A 16,691-nucleotide genomic window follows, 5' to 3' on the forward strand; every position below is an offset into this window, starting at 1 on the left:
TGCGAAGTATCAGGCAAGTACCTCTTTGATCTGGCGGTGCATGTTCTGCACACCCGGTTCATTGCGACCAATCACCACCTTGCGATCAAGCCCCGACTGCAACCCGCGATGTACCTTGTCCACCAGGCCGTAATCTTCCGCAACCGCGATGTCGTTGATCATCTGGAAGTAGTCTTCAAACGCCTGCTGCTCCGCCTCGTCCTTGGGCGCCTGGGGAATGAACATGCTGTGGTACACCACAGAGCGATCCGGGCTGATCGGATACACGCGCCAGGTCTGGAAGTGGTCGTTGACCACAAAAATGACGGTATTGGGGAAAATATAATTCACATAGGAGCTGTATTCCCGCGGCTGCCAGTCCTGCTCAGGCACCTGCTTCAGGTCATTGATCTGCAGGGTTGCCGATCCCAGTGAATGGTTGCGCCCGTACTGTTTGTAATTGGCCACATTGCTGTAAGCCATCGCCCCCACACTTTGCGGGTGCAGATATTCAAAGTGATAGAACTCGTGGAAGGTATCCATATTGAGCTTCCAGCTGAAGTCAGTATGGACTTGCTTCACCCCCAGATAGTGGTGATCTTCGAATCCGAAACCGGATACACGCTCCTGTATCCCGCTCAGGACCTCGTCGATATCAAAGCGCAAATCCGGGTTGGGCATCACGAAAATCATCCCGTATTTTTCCTCGACCTGCAGCTTGCGCAAGCCCAGCTTGCTGCGATCCAGCCCGGGAAAACCCTCCTTGCCGAAGGGAATCCCCACCAGGTCGCCCTCCAGGTTGTAACTCCAACCGTGGTAAGGACAGGAAAACATTTTTCCGCGGCGCGCCTGGCCGCTGGCACAATCCGTCAGGGGTGCGCCGCGGTGGGAGCAGATATTTACGAAGGCATTCAGGGTACCGTCGGCAGCCCGCACAACCAGAATCGGTATGCCGGTATCATCGAACGCAAAGTAGTCACCGGGTTTCGGTATCAGGCAACTGGGGCCTACAAACTGGGGATAATCCCGAAACAACGCTGTTTTTTCCCGCTCGAACTGCGCCGAGTCGGTATATTCATTAACGTCTATTTCCATCACGCTGTCAGCCAGGGTGGTGGTATTCCGCTCCACCAGATCCATCAGCGTCTTGATTTCCTGTACCAGGTCATCCCGTTGCATACATGCTCTCCGTCAGTAGTTCTGGTTCAAAACCACCGTTGTCCATACTTCGCGCGAATCGCGCGTTTGACTCCGGATCAAACTCAAAGCCCGAGCGCCCACTTGGCCACGATATTGCGCTGCACCTCCAGCGAGCCCCCGAAAATGGAAGCTGCCCGGTTGTTGAGGTAGCGCGGAACAATCGATGAAACATAATCCGCATGCTCACCACTACCGTTTGCAGGCACATCCAAAGCCACCGCCCGGTACCCCAGCACCTGCACCGCAAGCTCGTTGATGGCCTGCTCGATCGGGGTGTAGAACAGCTTGAGCGTAGAGGACTCCGCGCCGGGGTTACCGCCGGCGCTCACGGTGGACAGGATCCTGAGTTCGGTAATCTGCAGCGCCTTGAGATCGATTTCGATCCTCGCCAGGCGGCGCGCCAGATTGCCACTGCGATCAAACCCGGGATTTTCCCTGCGCGCATCCTCCATCAGCGAGCGGAGGTGCAACAGTTCCTGTTCGATACGGTCGCTACTGAACGCACCGCCGCGCTCAAACTCCAGCAGGTATTTGGCATAGGTCCAGCCTTTGTTTTCCTCGCCAATGCGGTTTTTCTGCGGCACCCTGACGTTGTCGAAGAATACCTGGTTGACCTCGTGCTGGCCGGCCATGGTAATGATCGGCTCAACGGTGATTCCCGGTGTATTCATGTCGATCAGCAGGAAGCTGATTCCATTTTGTGGCTTGCAGTCGCTGTCGGTGCGCACCAGGCAGAAGATATGGTCGGCAAGGTGGGCGTGAGTGGTCCAGATCTTGGTACCGTTGACGATGTAATCATCGCCATCGGCGACCGCCTTCAGCTTCAGGCTCGCGAGATCCGAGCCTGCTCCCGGCTCCGAGTACCCCTGGCACCAGTAGTGGTCGCCGTTCAGGATCTTCGGTAGCAACTCGGCTTTCTGCTCATCACTGCCAAAGGCCATGATGACCGGTGCCAGCATCAGCAACCCAAGTGGAATCAGCATCGGCGCGCCGGCTTTATAGCATTCCTTGCTGAACAGGTACTTTTGCACCGGCGTCCAGTCTGTACCGCCATGTTCCACCGACCACTGCGGTGCCGCCCACCCTTTTTCTGCCAGAATACGCTGCCATTCCAGCGCTATTTCTTTCTCTACAAATACGCTGCTGCTGTTTCTGGTTGCTTCAACGATATGTTGCGGCAGATTTTGTTTTAGAAACTGACGCACTTCCCGCTGGAATTCGATCTCGGCGGGGCTAAAGGAAAAATCCATCGTAAACTCCGTTAGCTCTCGGCCACTGCGGTTTCAGCCGGCTGCACCGTTACCGGCTCGCAGGAAGTCCCGGGCACCGGTTCCATGGCCCACTGGATACCCCGGCGCAATAATTCATAGAACTCTTCGGAGCGCCAGGCGCCCTCTTCCGGTACCGGGTACTCTTCGATGTCCGGCTGCATGTCGTATTTACCGCGGCAATGCCCCAGCGTCAGGTACAGCACCTGGCCGTCACCATAGGGATGGATATACATCACTGGCTGTATATCGTCCTTCTTCATCCATTCGGTACTGGTAAAGTTTGCCACCGGTTCTGACCAGTGCGTATGCAACAGCGTCTGGTACTCACCGTGAAACTTGCTAAGGTAAAGTTCATCATCCACCTTGAACGATGGGATGCCCTTCACCAGTTCGTGTTCCGGTTCAGTCACCAGCACGTCGTACTCGTGAATAGGCGGGTGCGCCATAAACTGGCTGCCCAGGAGATGGGCAAAGGGGACGTTCTCTTCCGGGCAATCGACAATAAAATCGCCGTCATTAACCAGGAAACGCAGGATCGAGTTGGTGCCGTGCAGGGCAAACCACTTGCGGCCACTGCGCACGTAGTCACACAGGCGTCGGGTTTCTTCCGCAGAGGGAATCACGTCGCAGGTATAGGTAATGATGAAATCCGAAGCACAGATGGCCTCGATATCACTGTAATCCTCCCCTACCCGCACCTTGATCCGCGGCTGCTCGGCCAGCAACTTGAGAATTTCCAGCCGGGCATGGTCAATATTGTGGTATTTGCCACCGGCCACCAGGTATACATCGATGCGATCACTTTTTCCCATGATTCATGTCCGCAAAGGTTGTTAACGAGACAAGCGATGCGGCGGACGGCCAGCAATACCGGTGAGGGCGGCCCGCTTGCGCAGGCCTAGAGTTGTACGCGCTTGGTAAAGCCGCCGTCGGCAACCAGGTTGACGCCGGTGATCAGGCTCGCTGCCGGGCTGGCGAGGAATACCACCGCATTGGCAATTTCCTGCGGGCTGCCCATGCGCCCCTGGGGAATCTGCGCCAGGGTGCCGTCATACAGTTCCGGCATATTTTCCTTGATGTATTCCCAGGCACCGCCATCGAAATAGACCGGGCCCGGCGACACGCAATTCACGCGGATGCCCATGGGCGCCAGCGACTGGCTGAGTTGCTTGCCGTGGATCACCAGCGCGCCCTTGATGGCATTGTAGGGCTGCGGTCCCATAAAGGTTTCAACACCTGCAGTGCTCGAAATAATGACCACTGAAGCCGCATCGGAAGCTTCCAGGAATGGCATCGCCGCTTCAATGCCGCGGGTCGTGCCCAGCACGTCGATATTCAGGTTGTTGATCCAACCTTCATCCGACATGACACCACCGCCGGCGCTCACATTCGGTACGAAGATATCGATGCCACCCAGTTCATCACCGGCGCGGGCCACCCACTCCTGATAGCCCGCCTTGTCGGCGACATCCACCACTGCACCAGTAACACGGACACCGTGCCCGGCGAGCGCCGCAACCGCTTTATCAACCTCCTCCTGGTTGCGCGCGCAAATCGCAAGGTCAACACCCTCGCGAGCCAACTGGTCTGCAATTGCGCGGCCGATACCGCGCGTTGCACCGGTAATCACCGCTTTCTTTCCGGAAAGTCCGAGGTCCATAGCGATCTCCTTGTTGTGAAGGAAGCGGCCTGCTCGCGCTGTCGGGCGCACGCAACCACGCATTCCCTGATCATCAATTGGGCATTTTCAACTGAAGGTACCAAACCCCACCCCATAAAACAATCAGATTTGACTGTTTGTTTTATGGGGGATAATCTGGCTGAACTGGCCCTGTTCACGCCCGCCGGCTATCAATGCAACTGGCCCGTAACAGGGATCGCCTGCCACCCTCACATGCAACGGGAGCACATCATGAAGGCCGCGATTTTCAAGGAAGTTGGTCAGCCACTCAGTGTCGAATCCGTGGAAGACCCCACACCCGAACCCAATGAACTGGTTGTCGAAGTCGCCTATTGCGGAGTCTGTGGTACCGACCTGCATGCCACCCGCGAGGGCCTGACCACCGCCTGCTGCGGCAGGATCCTGGGACATGAATTTGTTGGCAAGATTGCCGAAGTTGGCAGTGAAGCGGCTGGAAACTGGAAGGTCGGCGACCGCGTGTGCGCCCTGCCGTTTATCGGTTGCGGCAGGTGCGTCGCCTGCGTCAGCGGCCAGTTTTTCCAGTGTATGAACAAGAAAGTATCGGGTGTCGACGACCAGGGCGGGTTTGCCCAGTACGTGACCACCGGCGGCCTGGAAACCATTGTGTTGCCGGATGAACTTGAATTGCAGACGGCCGCGCTGGTTGAGCCCCTTGCAGTCGGCCTGCACGCGGTACGCGTAGCCGGGCTGAAAGCGGGCAGCCGGGTGCTGATCATGGGTGCAGGCCCCATCGGCCTGACCGTCGCCTTGTGGGCGAAGTTTTTTGGCGCCAGGGATGTGATTGTCAGCGAGCTGGCAACTTCGCGGGCCAAGCTGGCCGAAACCATGGGGGCCACCCATGTGATCAAGCCTGATCTGGCGGGAGGCGCGGCAGCGCTGCTGGAACAGGTCTGCGACCTGAGTGGCGCCGCCCCGGACATCATCTTCGAATGTGTGGGCGCACCGGGTCTGCTGCAGCAATGCATGGAAATCGCTCCATATGGCGGCAAAATTGTACCGGTGGGCGTGTGCGAGCAACCCGACAGCTTCATGCCCTTCCTCGGGTTGATCAAGGAGCTGAGCGTTCAGTTTGCCATCGCCTATACCAAGGACGATTTTGAAACCGCCATTGCGATGCTCGCGAGCGGACGCATTGATGTGACGCCGATGATTACCGACATAGTGCCGCTGGAAGAGCTGCCCTACGCGTTCGAAGAGCTGAAAACCCCAAGCCACCAGTGCAAGGTGTTAACCCGCATTGATTAACACTGGTTGTGCGGCCGCAACCCGGCCGCACTTCCTATCCCTCACCCGCTAATATTGCCAGTGGGTTCAGGCCGTTGCCGGCTCGCCAAGGTCCACTTCTACCGTAGATCGGATAAGTTCCACCCGCTCCCCACAACGGCTGCCCCGGGCACTCAGTGGTGTATTCACCACTTCCGCCAGTTGCTCAGCACCGTGGGATGCGGCAACCCGCTCCGCCGGGACCTCGCCGTACATGGTGGTGCGCTGTCGAGGTATGCGCCCCATGGATCGAATGGAGGCCTCCATCATCGCCGGCGTTCTTTCCTGGCCGTGGGTCGCGCCCGCCGAGCGTGTGATGGTTTCATTCATCAGAGTGCCCCCAAGGTCATTCGCCCCGCTGTTCAGGCAGGCCGCGGTGCCAGCTTCGCCCATTTTCACCCAGGATGTCTGGATATTGTCGACAAGCGTATGCAGCGCGAGTCGCGCCACCGCATGCATCAGCAGGGTTTCGCGAAAAGTGGGGCCCGAACGGGCCTTGCCCTTGCGGTACAGCGGCGATTCCTGCGCGACAAATGGCAGCGGTACAAACTCGGTAAAGCCGCCGGTACGCGCCTGCAACGCGCGGATATGCAACAGGTGCCGCGCCCAGTGTATGGGCCGATCTACATGCCCAAACATAATGGTCGCAGTGGTGCGAAGTCCCACATTGTGCGCGGCCTCGATCACCTCAAGCCACTCGCGGGTATTGATCTTGTCGGGACAGAGGATCGCACGCACCTCATCATCGAGCACTTCGGCGGCAGTGCCCGGGAGCGTGCCGAGACCGGCGTCCTGTAATTGCCGCAGGAAGTCCGACACCGGGATGCCCAGGGTCTTGGCTCCCTGCCAGATTTCCAGTGCCGAGAACGCATGTACATGGATGGCCGGCGCGGCCGACTTCACCTCGCGCAGGATATCCAGATAGGTCTGGCCGGTATATTCCGGGTGTATACCCCCTTGCAGGCAGACTTCGGTTGCGCCCCGGCTCCAGGCTTCCGCCGTGCGCCGGCGGATTTCCGCCGGATCCAAATCGTAAGGACGGCCGCGCAGGTTCTCGCTCAGTTTCCCCTTGGAAAACGCGCAGAACTGACATTTGAAATAGCAGACGTTCGTATAGTTTATATTGCGGTTCACCACATAGTGTACCCGCTCGCCATTGACCGCCTGACGCAGTTTGTCTGCGGCCCGGCACACAAAATCCACTTCCGGTCCGCGCGCCTGGAACAGCCGCACAACCTCTGGTTCGGAAAGGGTCTCGCCATCTGCCGCCCTGGCAACGATCGCGCGCAGATCCTCCGCAACGAGCCGGGCAGAGCCGGAGGCGGACTCGCCTGCAGTGTGGCGCGATGGGGCATCGCCACTGCGGCCTGAAAGCCAGTCGTCGGTGCGCGGATACCCTTCGGCGTCACTCAAGCGCAGCACATCGGTATAGCGTTTGCCGTCGAGCCAGAAATCCCCCGCCTGAATATATTCCGGATAAATGGTCAGTCGCTGCTGCAGGATCTTGCCAGCCAGGGCCGACTCCCGTTCAAGCTGATCCACATGCGGCCAGGGCGCTTCTGGATTGACAAAATCCGGCGTCAGCGGCGAAACCCCACCCCAGTCGTTGATGCCCGCATTCACTAACTGCGGCAATACACCAGGGCTCAGATTGGGCGGTGCCTGGATGCTGACATCGGCACCGAAAATCAGGCGCGCTACGGCGATGGTCCACAGCAGGTCTTCCAGATCAGGCTCCGGGGACTGCGCCATTTTTGTGTCCGGCTTGGCCCGGAAGTTCTGCACGATCACTTCCTGAATATGGCCGTACTGGTGGTGCAGCGCGCGGATCGCCAACAGCGACTCGATCCGCTCCCGGCGTGTCTCACCGATACCAATCAGGATACCGGTGGTAAAAGGCACCCGCGCCTCTCCCGCCAGGCGAATGGTTTCCAACCGGCGGGCGGGCACTTTGTCAGGGGAGCCATAGTGCGGCATGCCTTTATCACACAGGCGTTGCGCGGACGATTCCAGCATTAACCCCATGGACGCCGATACCGGCCGCAACATGCGCAATTCCTCGAGGCTCATGCACCCTGCATTGATGTGCGGCAGTACGCTGGTCTCTTCGAGCACGCGGCCGGCAACGTGAGCCACATATTCCAGGGTCGAAGCGAATCCCATTTCCCGCAGCGCATCTCGGGCAGCGGAATACCGGTCTTCCGGCCGTTCCCCCAGTGTAAACAGGGCTTCCTTGCAACCGAGCGCCTCTCCCTGCCGCACTGATGCCAGCACCTGATCCACTGACATGTATGGCTGTTCTACATGACGCGGGGTCTGGGCAAAGGTGCAGTAGTGACAAACATCCCGGCACAAATGGGTCAGCGGCACAAATACTTTGCGGGAATACGTCACCAGATTGCGGTAGCGTTGGTCGCGTATGGCGCGGGCCCGCGCCATCAGGCTCGCGGTATCCGTATTTGCAGCCAGGTCGAGCGCAGCCCCATCGGTCGGCAACCCGGATTCAAAAAAAGCGGTGCTGTTCACATGTCTACCCTCGTTAACCGACACGGTTAAGCGCCTGTTCCAGATTTCGCCAGCGCGCAATTCCCGATGGCAACAAGCGATCAAGCAGACCACTGGCTTGCAGGTACTGCCTCGACTGCGAGGCAACACCTTCACGTTCACAGCGGGCGAGCGTCAATAAATCCTCAGGGGAATCGATATCCCGCGACAGTCCTGGCGCAAACACCAGCTGCAGCTCCAGTCCGCACTGTTTCGCCTCACGCACATGCGCGGCAAAACTGTTCGTACCAAAGTGAAAGCTCAGCTCGGCAGCCGGATCACAGATCAGGCAATTGGTGCCCTTGTGATGACGGTCGGGCGCCAGGGTCAGACCGGTTACGGCAGCATCACCGAGTGCGCCCTGCTGGCGGGATACGCGGATCAACTCGGAAAGCTCTGCACCCTCAATCATGGGCAAGTCCCCATGCACGACGATCACCTCCCGGATGCCGCGGCGGCCCAGCTCGGCAACGCCGGCCCGAACAGCCTGGTTCAGGCCTCCGGTCTCAGGCTCCGGTATCCGCTCGGCACCGTAGTGGCCCGCCAGGCGGGTCGCATCAAGGTCGTCGCTAACAATGAGGACATTGTCAATGTCCGGGTGCGCCTGCAAAACCGCCAGCACATCGCCAGCCATTGCCAAAAACAGTTCGCGCCGCTCCTCTGCAGACAGCACCGATGCCAGCCGCTGCTTGGCTTCGTTGGCCCGCTTCAAGGGTAATAACGCCCACATGGTGGCACTCCTCCCTCCATAGAAAACTAGTGCAAAGACTGCGCAAACTGCAGCACATCCCTGGCCAGGGTGATGCGCTCATCCAGCGAGCGCATCAACGTGTTTGTAACCAGAACCCGGAGCCCCATCGCCTCGATGTCCCTGGCCTGCGCAACATCGCGCTCGTCAATCACAAATCCGTCGACAAAGCCCCGGTAGTAATCTGCTACCGCGTTACAGGTCACAGGCATCTGCAGCTCGGCCATCATTTTTGCCGTCGGCCCCTTGATCGCGCTGCCAGCAACAATTGGCGATACCGCGACCACCGGCGCAGGTGTGCGCACCAGCGCATCCCGAAAACCGGGCAACGCCAGGATCGGGTCCACACTCAAAAAAGGATTCGACGGGCAGACCACGACCGCATCCAGCGCGCTGTCCTGAAGTTCAGCCTGCGCCTGGGGATTCAACACCGCGGATTCAATGCCGGCGAACTCGATACCGGACACCGCCGGACGGCAGCGTTCACGCACGAAATACTCCTGGAATGCCAACACGCCAATTTCACTGTGCACCAGTGTGCGTACCGGGTCATTCGACATGGGCAGTATCCGCGTGGCGATACCGAGGCGCCGCGCAATCCATGCGGTAATGTCGGTCAGGTTTTTGCCGGCCGCCGCCAGCTGGGTACGCAGCAAGTGTGTGGCCAGGTCGCGGTCGCCAAGCTGGAACCAGGTGTCACCTCCGAGCGCTTCCAGCGCGCCCAGACACTGCCAGGTTTCCCCGGCGAGCCCCCAGCCCCGTTCCTGATCACCAATGCCCGACAGCGTATACAGCAACGTATCGATGTCCGGGCAGATGTTCAGGCCCAGGTGCTCAAAGTCATCGCCCGTATTGGCGACTACCGTGAGTTGACCTTCGGCAAGGCAATGCTGCAATCCAAGCGCGAGCTTGGCGCCGCCGACACCGCCGGACAGCGCCAAAACCTTGTTAGAAAAGCCAGACAAAATCCATCTCCCCCTATCCGCCAAAACGGCGGCCATTCACTGATGTAGCGAAAGCGCAATAGCACGCGCGACCAATTTTCAGCGAAAGAGATCGTACTCCCGCGCACGAATCAGGCTTTCAGAGCCGACTTCGGCCACCGGTAAACGCGCGCCACGCACCAGAACCACAGGTGTGCCCTCTGCCGCCTGCCCCATCAGGAAGGAGGCACCGGCAGCAAGTTCGTCAGCAACTGCGACCGAGGTACTTTCCAGCTTGCGTCCGAACAGATCCCCTTGCCCCACCATATCCACGACCGGCGTAAAGCCCGCGGTGCCGATCGCAAATCCGGCGGTGCCATTGCGCCAGGCCCGGCCGGCGCTGTCGTTGATAATGATCCCTACCTCCACGCCGGTAACCTGCCTGAGCGATCGGCGTAACGCCGCCGCACTCGCATCGGCATCCTCAGGGAGCAGCAACACCCGCGGATCCTTCGCATCGGACTGGATATTCGACTGATCGATGCCTGCGTTCGCATGCACATAACCCCGCCGGTGTTCCACAATCACGACACCCGGCCGGGTTCTCAGAACCTCGACGGATTCATCCAGGATCAACTGCACCAGCCGGGGGTCTTTATCCACGCGCTCGGCCAGGGTTCGCGCCCTGGTACCCACCTCAACGCGATTCAGGTGGGCGTAACGCCCTTCCGCTTTGGAAATAATTTTCTGGGCGATGACGAGAATATCCCCGTCCGCCAGAGTGATGTCGGCACGCTCCAGTGCCGCAGTGATGAGAGTGCAAATATCGTCCCCCGGTTGAATCAGGGGAAATTCTGGGAGCGCATACATCTCAAGGCGTTCGGCCATACGGCAAATCCTGGCTGTACTACGCGTCGAGTCCGGTGATACCGATACCCGCGTGACTGTTGAATTGACGGTTGATGAAAATAAGAACGGAAGTCAGCGCCTCCACGGCGGCAGCATTGTTGATTTGGCCCGCATGTAACCCCCGCATACCGGCGGCTTCTACCAGCCTAATGACCTGCGCGCGCGCATCTTTGTTATTGCCACACACCAGCACATCGCACTCGAGCGGCGCGTCTTCTTTAAGCCTGGGGGCGGGAACATTCTGAAAAGCGGAAACGACGTGCACCCCCTCGCCGAGCAAGTCCTGGGCAATTTGCCCGGCAGACCCGGATTCCGGAAGTTGCACAAGAGAAACCTTGGGTGGCCGCAGGGGCACCGTGGTATCTACCAGGACTTTGCCCTGTAGCTGCTCGCGTACCGAGGTCAGTACGTCCGCCTGATGACTGAAAGGCACCGAGAGCACCACAATGTCTGCAGCACTGGCAGTACCAGCATAATCCAGGGCACTGACCTCTACCGGGCCAACACCGCGTTCGGCCATTACCCGCTGGAGATCGGCAACAGCAGAGAGGCCTTTGTCGGCGTCTCTGGTACCGATAATGACCTGATAACCGGCCTGTAGCCAACGGCGCGCAAGCCCCGTACCAAGGCCGCCAGTACCCCCCAAGATCCCGATTACGGGTTTACCTTCACTCATACGCAATCCTGCATACTTTGTGGGAATTGGATTGTTCTGCCGCTTCACGGCCAATTCCGTGAAACTTGCCCAAAACCATGGCAATGCCGGCAAAACGTGTCTTCGGATACCTCGCAAACGCTTCCACAGAAATTACCAGAACCGGCGCCAAGAATCACCAGAATATCGGCAGTAAAAATCCAACCCACGGAACAATTTGATAATTCTCAATTTTTGCCAACCATAAACCGAGTAGTCAGCTATTGATCCGTAAAAAAATGGCGATGGGCAAGCCCACCGCCGAAACACAACGCTCGATAAATTCAGTTTGCCGTATTGATTTTGTAGATACGCGTGTAGTGCGAGCCACTGACACTGGCACTCGCTGCGAAATTATTGTCCGCAGAGGTGCTTAGCGTGGTATCCGTGACATTGACATACTGAGTCAAGTTACTGCCATCCGCCTGGTTACTCATCACCATCTGCATGTTGTACTTGGGAGCATCATCCGCGGGCGAGATCACCGGCGTCCAGGCCGGATCCGCGAAACTCCAAGCGCTGTCGTTGACCACGCGGCTGGCACCGCCAGTACAACCCGGGGCGCGGTAACTTACGGTCTTGTTCACACGCACGCCGTCCCAGATCACTACCATCTCGCGAGTGTTCGAGGCACTGCACTGGTCATTCAACCAGAAACCGTTCAGCCCGGGGTAGTCTGTTTTGGTTTTGATAAACATACCGCTGGGCTGGGGATCACCCTCGGTTGCCGTGGCCAGCTGGCCATCCTCGATGGCAATGACATCGTCATCCGTGGTGCCGTCCGGTTTGGTGTAGGTCACATGATGTGACTGGTAACCGCGGGAATTGACAAACGAATCGCCCACTTGCATGCCCCAGGAAAACAGGGAGCGCGGATTGTTTACCACCGACGTGTCGAGCGTCTGGCAATTGGCATCACTGTAGAACTTGACCAGCAGCTCCATACGCTTGCCTTTGGAGATGGTAATGCTGTTCACCGTGTACTTGCCGTTGTTGCCCGGCGAGGCCGCACAGGCTGAATCCCACTGGCCATTGTACTGGTTGCCCGGGTTGCGGCTGCTGCCAAAGGTCTCGACAAAGGCTTTCAGGTCGGCCTTCTGTTCCGCGGAGAAATCACAGCCAAACTGGTGTCCCTGATTGGAGAACTGGGTATTGGTCAGTACATCCATGGGATACATCATGCCTGTGGTGTACGCGATCACCTGCTGAACATACCCGAGGTCACTGACATCCGCGTGGCTGGCGCGCCCGCTGGTACAGGTAAAGAGCTCGTCAAGTCCCCAGGCCGACCCGTTATGCAGCAGGCGGTCGTTGTCCCACAGGGAAAGCAGGCGCGGCGACTTGACTGCCATGGTGTAGACACCGGTTTCGCCGGCAGGGAAACGCTCGCGGAACGCGGTGACATTGGTCTCGAACCCGCCCAGCCCGCCAAACAGCGAGCTGTCCCAGTACAGGTTCATAAACGCCTGGTGTCCCCGTTCGACATTCACCTCCGCGTGGCCATAGGGCCGGCTGGTCTCGCCACTGGGACCATTGTGACAACTGGTGCAATTGGCATCGAACAACGTCTCGCCCCGCTCGGCAGCCAGGGTATCAAAGGTGCGATCGCTGGGCAGGTTGGGCTCATCAAAAGTTTCCAGGTAACGCACCAGCGGCATAAACCGGTACTCGTTCACCCAGTAATTGTATTCCGCGCGCGATTCAGGATCGTCGATATTACTGGGCGTGAGCGAAATTACGGAGCGGATGAAGTTCATCAGGTCATAGGATCCACCATGCCAACCCAGACCCGACTTGTACTTGAATCCGTTCTGCTTCTGTACATTTTCATCCGTGACGATATTCGCCAGGTTGAGAATGCGGGTAATGGTAAAGGTGCCGTCGTCCTGCATTGGCGGCACCATAAAATCCATCACGCCACTCCAGGTAGACCAGCCCTGCGCCTGCTGCAGCAAGCTGGCCGCGATCCGATCCTGGTCTTCCTGGGTCGAGCCCGCCTGTATTTCCTGATTGGACGCAAGGAATTCGGGTATACCACCGTATGTGAAGTAGCGAGCCATCGTAACCGGAAGGTTCAACGCCTGCTGGACACTAGGCAACACAGTCCCGGCAAGAATCTGCTCAGCATCCGCATCGGGATAGCCCGGCAGGTTCGGCGCCTGGAACAGGAACTGCATCGGCAATTGCCCCTGTACAGACACCATGCGCGCATAATCAAAGTCGGTGTTGCCGACACCCACCGCAAAGTTGCCATCATCCATCTGCTTGAAATGACAGGCAGCGCAGGTAAACGCATAAACCGGCACCGAACTGCCGAATACACCGCTACTGTCCGCTATACCTACAGGCAGCTGCTTGGGCCCAACGGTAGGATCAAACGGTGATGGCGGCACGGTAGAGACCGGGTTTGGATCCGGGTACATGCCAAAGTTGGCGAAACCCGGACCGAAATACCCCTCGAAGTTCCTGAGCATGAAATGCATCATCGACTTGGGCGGCCCAGTGGTGTCAAAAGTGCCGTAGAAGAACAGGTACTTGCCACATTTCAGCAGCGCGTCTTCATTGTAATTATTGACGAAGTTATCGACGATGTACTGCTCGTGCTCTGACAGAACCGCCATACTCGCTTCGGCATCATCGAGCTGGCTTAGCACCGCATCGTTATCAATCAGGTACTGGTCGAGGTCGGCCTGATACTGATCACAGGCCGCCTTGGTTGCATCGTGTTCAATAACGGAAGCCAGATCAGGCCCCACATCATTGGTGACGCCGTTAAAGGATTGGTAGCCAGGCAAGGGGGCGGCATTGACCGACGCACCCAACGTGGAAAGAAATAGCGCTGTTAACAAGCGCCCTACTGTTCTTATCATTTTCTCATCTCTCGCATTTCTGGTTAGCTTGTTTCGAAAAAAGGAAACTTCCTTATTGCCTCCAGATCTACTGCGAATGACCGACCTGACTACGTGGATATCTGCAAACTGCAAGGTACAACTAGACTCGTGCGGTTAAACCCGCACTACTACCGGGTACAAATTGAACTGACTGACCGGGCCACTCTTTGCAGAGTGAACCCGGTCAAGCTTCGCTAGACGATATAAATAAACCTGTTAAACCTAGAATCTAGCGGTAAAACTGGCACCGTAATGACGCGGCGGGGAATACTGGCCAAAATTAGCCACAGGTGGAATAAGAATGACGCGTGAATAGCGCTCGTCGGTCAGGTTTCTGCCGTAGAAGCTCAGCTCGTATTTGTCACTGAAATCCAGGCTTAGACTGGCGTTATGAAAACCGGCAGAGGGAACAACTCCCAACGGGTCGTTGTCGAAAATCGACTGATACTCATCTCGCCACCGATAGTTGTAGTTCAGTGAAAGTTCGGCAAACCCAATATCACGCAGGTAATCCACACCAAGCCCGACAGTCGTTTCCGGCGCATTGCGAATTACCAATCCAGAATTATCCGTGGCGACACCATCGCCTGAAATATCCGCAAAAAACTCGTCGTAACCCGTATCCAAAAGTCCGAGATTTGCGGAAAGGCTCAGGTTACCGGTAAGCGCCGCCGTCAATTCCACTTCAAGTCCTTCGATGCTTGCATCTGACGCGTTACGCACAACGGTACCGACAGAACCCTGCGCATTTGGAACAATCACATCCTCCTGCTTGTCTTTGTAATCACTCGTGAATGCCGTCGCATTGAAGCGCAAACGGTTATTGAACCACTGACTTTTCAAGCCAAGCTCAAAGGTATCCACGTATTCCGGATCGTAGGACTGCATTCCGTAAATATCCTGGGTACGCGCGAAAAACCCTCCGCTTTTGAAGCCATTCGCATAAGAGGCAAATACCATCACGTCGTCGGCCAGATCATATTGCAAAGCCACTTTCGGTGAAAACTCGCTCCAGCTGTCCTTCATGTTTGCTATCGGGCCCGAGGGCACGATGTCGATATTCAAAGGCACATAAGTAAACGGGCCGCTACCACCATTAAAGGTCTTCTCTTCATGGGTAAAGCGCCCACCCAGGTTCAACGTCATTTTGTCGGTGAGTTGCCAGTCCAGGCTCGCAAACGCGGAGTAGGCTGTATTGTCTCCGTCACCAGTCAAACCCTGGGATATATCACCGGGATTGAACCCTCCCTCAGGGCCAAACCCGATGCCAAAGTAGTACCACATGTCGTAGGAAGTTTGTGTCTGCCAGAACTCGGATTCCCAATAATAGAGCCCGACGGTCAGGTCCATTGTGTCCGAAATACGGCCATCCATCCGCAGCTCCTGACTGAACTGCGAGTATTCATGGCCGGCAAGTACTGTGACCAGCGGCACGCGCGATGCATCGTATTCGAGACGGAAATCTTCCTCGCGATCGACATATCCGGTAATGGATGTAAGCGTCCAGTCCCCCAGTCCGAGGGCCATCGTGACGTTCGCGTAGTCGTTGATCACGTGTGACGTATTCGGCGCATTCACCGAGCTCTTGCCAACGCCGCTCTGATCATCAAACTCCATACAACCCGAGCCAGGAGGTACATCAGCTGAAATGGATGACGGTGGAAACGGCAGGCCGAGCGTGGACCAGCAAACCATGGAGTCGGTAGTGCGATTGAAGTTAGACCAGGCACCGAGCTCGGAGTTATCTTCGATACGTTCGGCAGTGACGGATACCTCGAGGTTATCCAGCGGATCAAAAGCGATGGTCGCCCCAACCTGACGGTAGTCCACGTCGCCCAAATACTCACCCAGAAGCTCATTCTTCGTGAAGCCGTCGTGAGCGACCTTGTTCGCATAGAGCTTCAGGCCACCGTTATCGCCAAGTGGCGTATTGACCACAGCATTGACTTCACGACGCTTCCAGTCGCCTCCGCCAACCTTGATTTTTGCATCATATTCCCGGGTGGGCGCAGTTCGGATGACATTAATTGCACCGGCGATGGTGTTCTTTCCGAACAGAGTCCCCTGGGGCCCACGCAGCACTTCAACCCGCTCTATATCAAAGTTATTCAACAGCTGACCAGCGGAGACCCCGAGGTAGACGCCGTCGAGAATCACACCGGCGGGGGGATCCATACTTTTGTCGGTTTCCTGAAAGCTAATACCCCGAATAGAAATCGAAGCGCCATTGTTGGCAGTGACATGTTCAATGGTTACGTTCGGGGTATAGTTCTGCATGTCCTGCAGGTTCTGCACCGCCGCATTCTGCAGCTGGGTGGTTATCGCTGTTACCGACACCGGAACATCCTGCATCGATTCAACCCGCTTGCGCGCGGTAACCGTCACTTCTTCAAGTGCCGGCGAATCGTTATCTGTCTTGGTCTGGGCCTGAATAGCAGCCGGCAAAATTGCCAATGCAGCCAACGAGCCTGTAAACATCTGCCGTCCTTTACCCTTGTTTATTATTTTCATGGTTCTCTCCATCGCAGCGTTAATGTCTGGAGGACAACCTGCAGGTGGCCTTGAAA

12 protein-coding genes are annotated in these 16,691 nt (G+C 57.3%); 1 reads left to right on the plus strand and 11 read right to left on the minus strand.

Translation table 11 applies throughout. The features are described from left to right. Positions 1-9: 9 nt before the first annotated feature. The 4 genes from ACNKU7_RS11860 to ACNKU7_RS11875 all read right to left on the minus strand — a co-directional run bounded on the left by ACNKU7_RS11860 (position 10) and on the right by ACNKU7_RS11875 (position 4,110). Positions 10-1,158, minus strand: a complete 1,149-nt coding sequence (locus tag ACNKU7_RS11860) for an aromatic ring-hydroxylating oxygenase subunit alpha (RefSeq protein WP_418297199.1) — start codon at positions 1,156-1,158, stop codon at positions 10-12. An 83-nt stretch (positions 1,159-1,241) separates the two neighbouring features. Beyond that, positions 1,242-2,429: an acyl-CoA dehydrogenase family protein gene (locus ACNKU7_RS11865; protein ID WP_418297200.1), complete on the minus strand. Its 1,188-nt coding sequence runs from the start codon at positions 2,427-2,429 to the stop codon at positions 1,242-1,244. Positions 2,430-2,440: 11 nt separating this feature from the next. Next, entirely contained in the window at positions 2,441-3,262 is an 822-nt protein-coding gene (locus tag ACNKU7_RS11870; RefSeq protein WP_418297201.1) for a ThuA domain-containing protein, read from the minus strand. Positions 3,263-3,348: 86 nt separating this feature from the next. Beyond that, positions 3,349-4,110: an SDR family NAD(P)-dependent oxidoreductase gene (locus ACNKU7_RS11875; protein ID WP_418297202.1), complete on the minus strand. Its 762-nt coding sequence runs from the start codon at positions 4,108-4,110 to the stop codon at positions 3,349-3,351. 252 nt (positions 4,111-4,362) lie between these two features. Here ACNKU7_RS11875 and ACNKU7_RS11880 point away from each other — a divergent pair, with 252 nt between their 5' ends. Then, entirely contained in the window at positions 4,363-5,397 is a 1,035-nt protein-coding gene (locus ACNKU7_RS11880) for a zinc-binding dehydrogenase (protein ID WP_418297203.1), read from the plus strand. Positions 5,398-5,463: 66 nt separating this feature from the next. On the opposite strand, the gene cofH is transcribed toward ACNKU7_RS11880, so the two are convergent. The 7 genes from cofH to ACNKU7_RS11915 all read right to left on the minus strand — a co-directional run bounded on the left by cofH (position 5,464) and on the right by ACNKU7_RS11915 (position 16,635). Next, on the minus strand, positions 5,464-7,941 hold the full coding sequence (gene cofH, locus ACNKU7_RS11885) for a 5-amino-6-(D-ribitylamino)uracil--L-tyrosine 4-hydroxyphenyl transferase CofH (protein ID WP_418297204.1): 2,478 nt from the start codon (positions 7,939-7,941) through the stop codon (positions 5,464-5,466). Between the two features lie 13 nt (positions 7,942-7,954). After that, on the minus strand, positions 7,955-8,689 hold the full coding sequence (cofC, locus tag ACNKU7_RS11890) for a 2-phospho-L-lactate guanylyltransferase (RefSeq protein ID WP_418297205.1): 735 nt from the start codon (positions 8,687-8,689) through the stop codon (positions 7,955-7,957). A 26-nt stretch (positions 8,690-8,715) separates the two neighbouring features. After that, on the minus strand, positions 8,716-9,672 hold the full coding sequence (gene cofD, locus ACNKU7_RS11895) for a 2-phospho-L-lactate transferase (protein ID WP_418297206.1): 957 nt from the start codon (positions 9,670-9,672) through the stop codon (positions 8,716-8,718). Between the two features lie 78 nt (positions 9,673-9,750). Then, entirely contained in the window at positions 9,751-10,518 is a 768-nt protein-coding gene (gene cofE / locus ACNKU7_RS11900) for a coenzyme F420-0:L-glutamate ligase (RefSeq protein ID WP_418297207.1), read from the minus strand. Between the two features lie 19 nt (positions 10,519-10,537). Beyond that, positions 10,538-11,215 carry an NADPH-dependent F420 reductase gene (gene npdG, locus ACNKU7_RS11905; protein ID WP_418297208.1) on the minus strand — a complete coding sequence of 226 codons (678 nt, stop codon included), beginning with the start codon at positions 11,213-11,215 and terminating at the stop codon, positions 10,538-10,540. Positions 11,216-11,517: 302 nt separating this feature from the next. Beyond that, positions 11,518-14,103 (minus strand): hypothetical protein, encoded by a 2,586-nt coding sequence (locus ACNKU7_RS11910; protein ID WP_418297209.1) that lies wholly within the window; start codon positions 14,101-14,103, stop codon positions 11,518-11,520. A gap of 243 nt (positions 14,104-14,346) precedes the next feature. Next, on the minus strand, positions 14,347-16,635 hold the full coding sequence (locus tag ACNKU7_RS11915) for a TonB-dependent receptor (protein WP_418297210.1): 2,289 nt from the start codon (positions 16,633-16,635) through the stop codon (positions 14,347-14,349). Between the last annotated feature and the right edge of the window lie 56 nt (positions 16,636-16,691).

Origin of the sequence: Microbulbifer weihaiensis (assembly GCF_048323715.1) — a bacterium.
GTDB lineage: Bacteria > Pseudomonadota > Gammaproteobacteria > Pseudomonadales > Cellvibrionaceae > Microbulbifer.

Excerpts from the sequence above, each read along its gene's own strand:
- cofE (WP_418297207.1), bottom strand. The coding sequence starts at position 10,518 with ATGGCCGAACGCCTTGAGATGTATGCGCTCCCAGAATTTCCCCTGATT.
- npdG (WP_418297208.1), bottom strand. The coding sequence starts at position 11,215 with ATGAGTGAAGGTAAACCCGTAATCGGGATCTTGGGGGGTACTGGCGGC.
- ACNKU7_RS11880 (WP_418297203.1), top strand. The coding sequence starts at position 4,363 with ATGAAGGCCGCGATTTTCAAGGAAGTTGGTCAGCCACTCAGTGTCGAA.
- cofC (WP_418297205.1), bottom strand. The coding sequence starts at position 8,689 with ATGTGGGCGTTATTACCCTTGAAGCGGGCCAACGAAGCCAAGCAGCGG.
- ACNKU7_RS11875 (WP_418297202.1), bottom strand. The coding sequence starts at position 4,110 with ATGGACCTCGGACTTTCCGGAAAGAAAGCGGTGATTACCGGTGCAACG.
- ACNKU7_RS11860 (WP_418297199.1), bottom strand. The coding sequence starts at position 1,158 with ATGCAACGGGATGACCTGGTACAGGAAATCAAGACGCTGATGGATCTG.
- ACNKU7_RS11865 (WP_418297200.1), bottom strand. The coding sequence starts at position 2,429 with ATGGATTTTTCCTTTAGCCCCGCCGAGATCGAATTCCAGCGGGAAGTG.
- ACNKU7_RS11915 (WP_418297210.1), bottom strand. The coding sequence starts at position 16,635 with ATGAAAATAATAAACAAGGGTAAAGGACGGCAGATGTTTACAGGCTCG.
- ACNKU7_RS11910 (WP_418297209.1), bottom strand. The coding sequence starts at position 14,103 with ATGATAAGAACAGTAGGGCGCTTGTTAACAGCGCTATTTCTTTCCACG.
- ACNKU7_RS11870 (WP_418297201.1), bottom strand. The coding sequence starts at position 3,262 with ATGGGAAAAAGTGATCGCATCGATGTATACCTGGTGGCCGGTGGCAAA.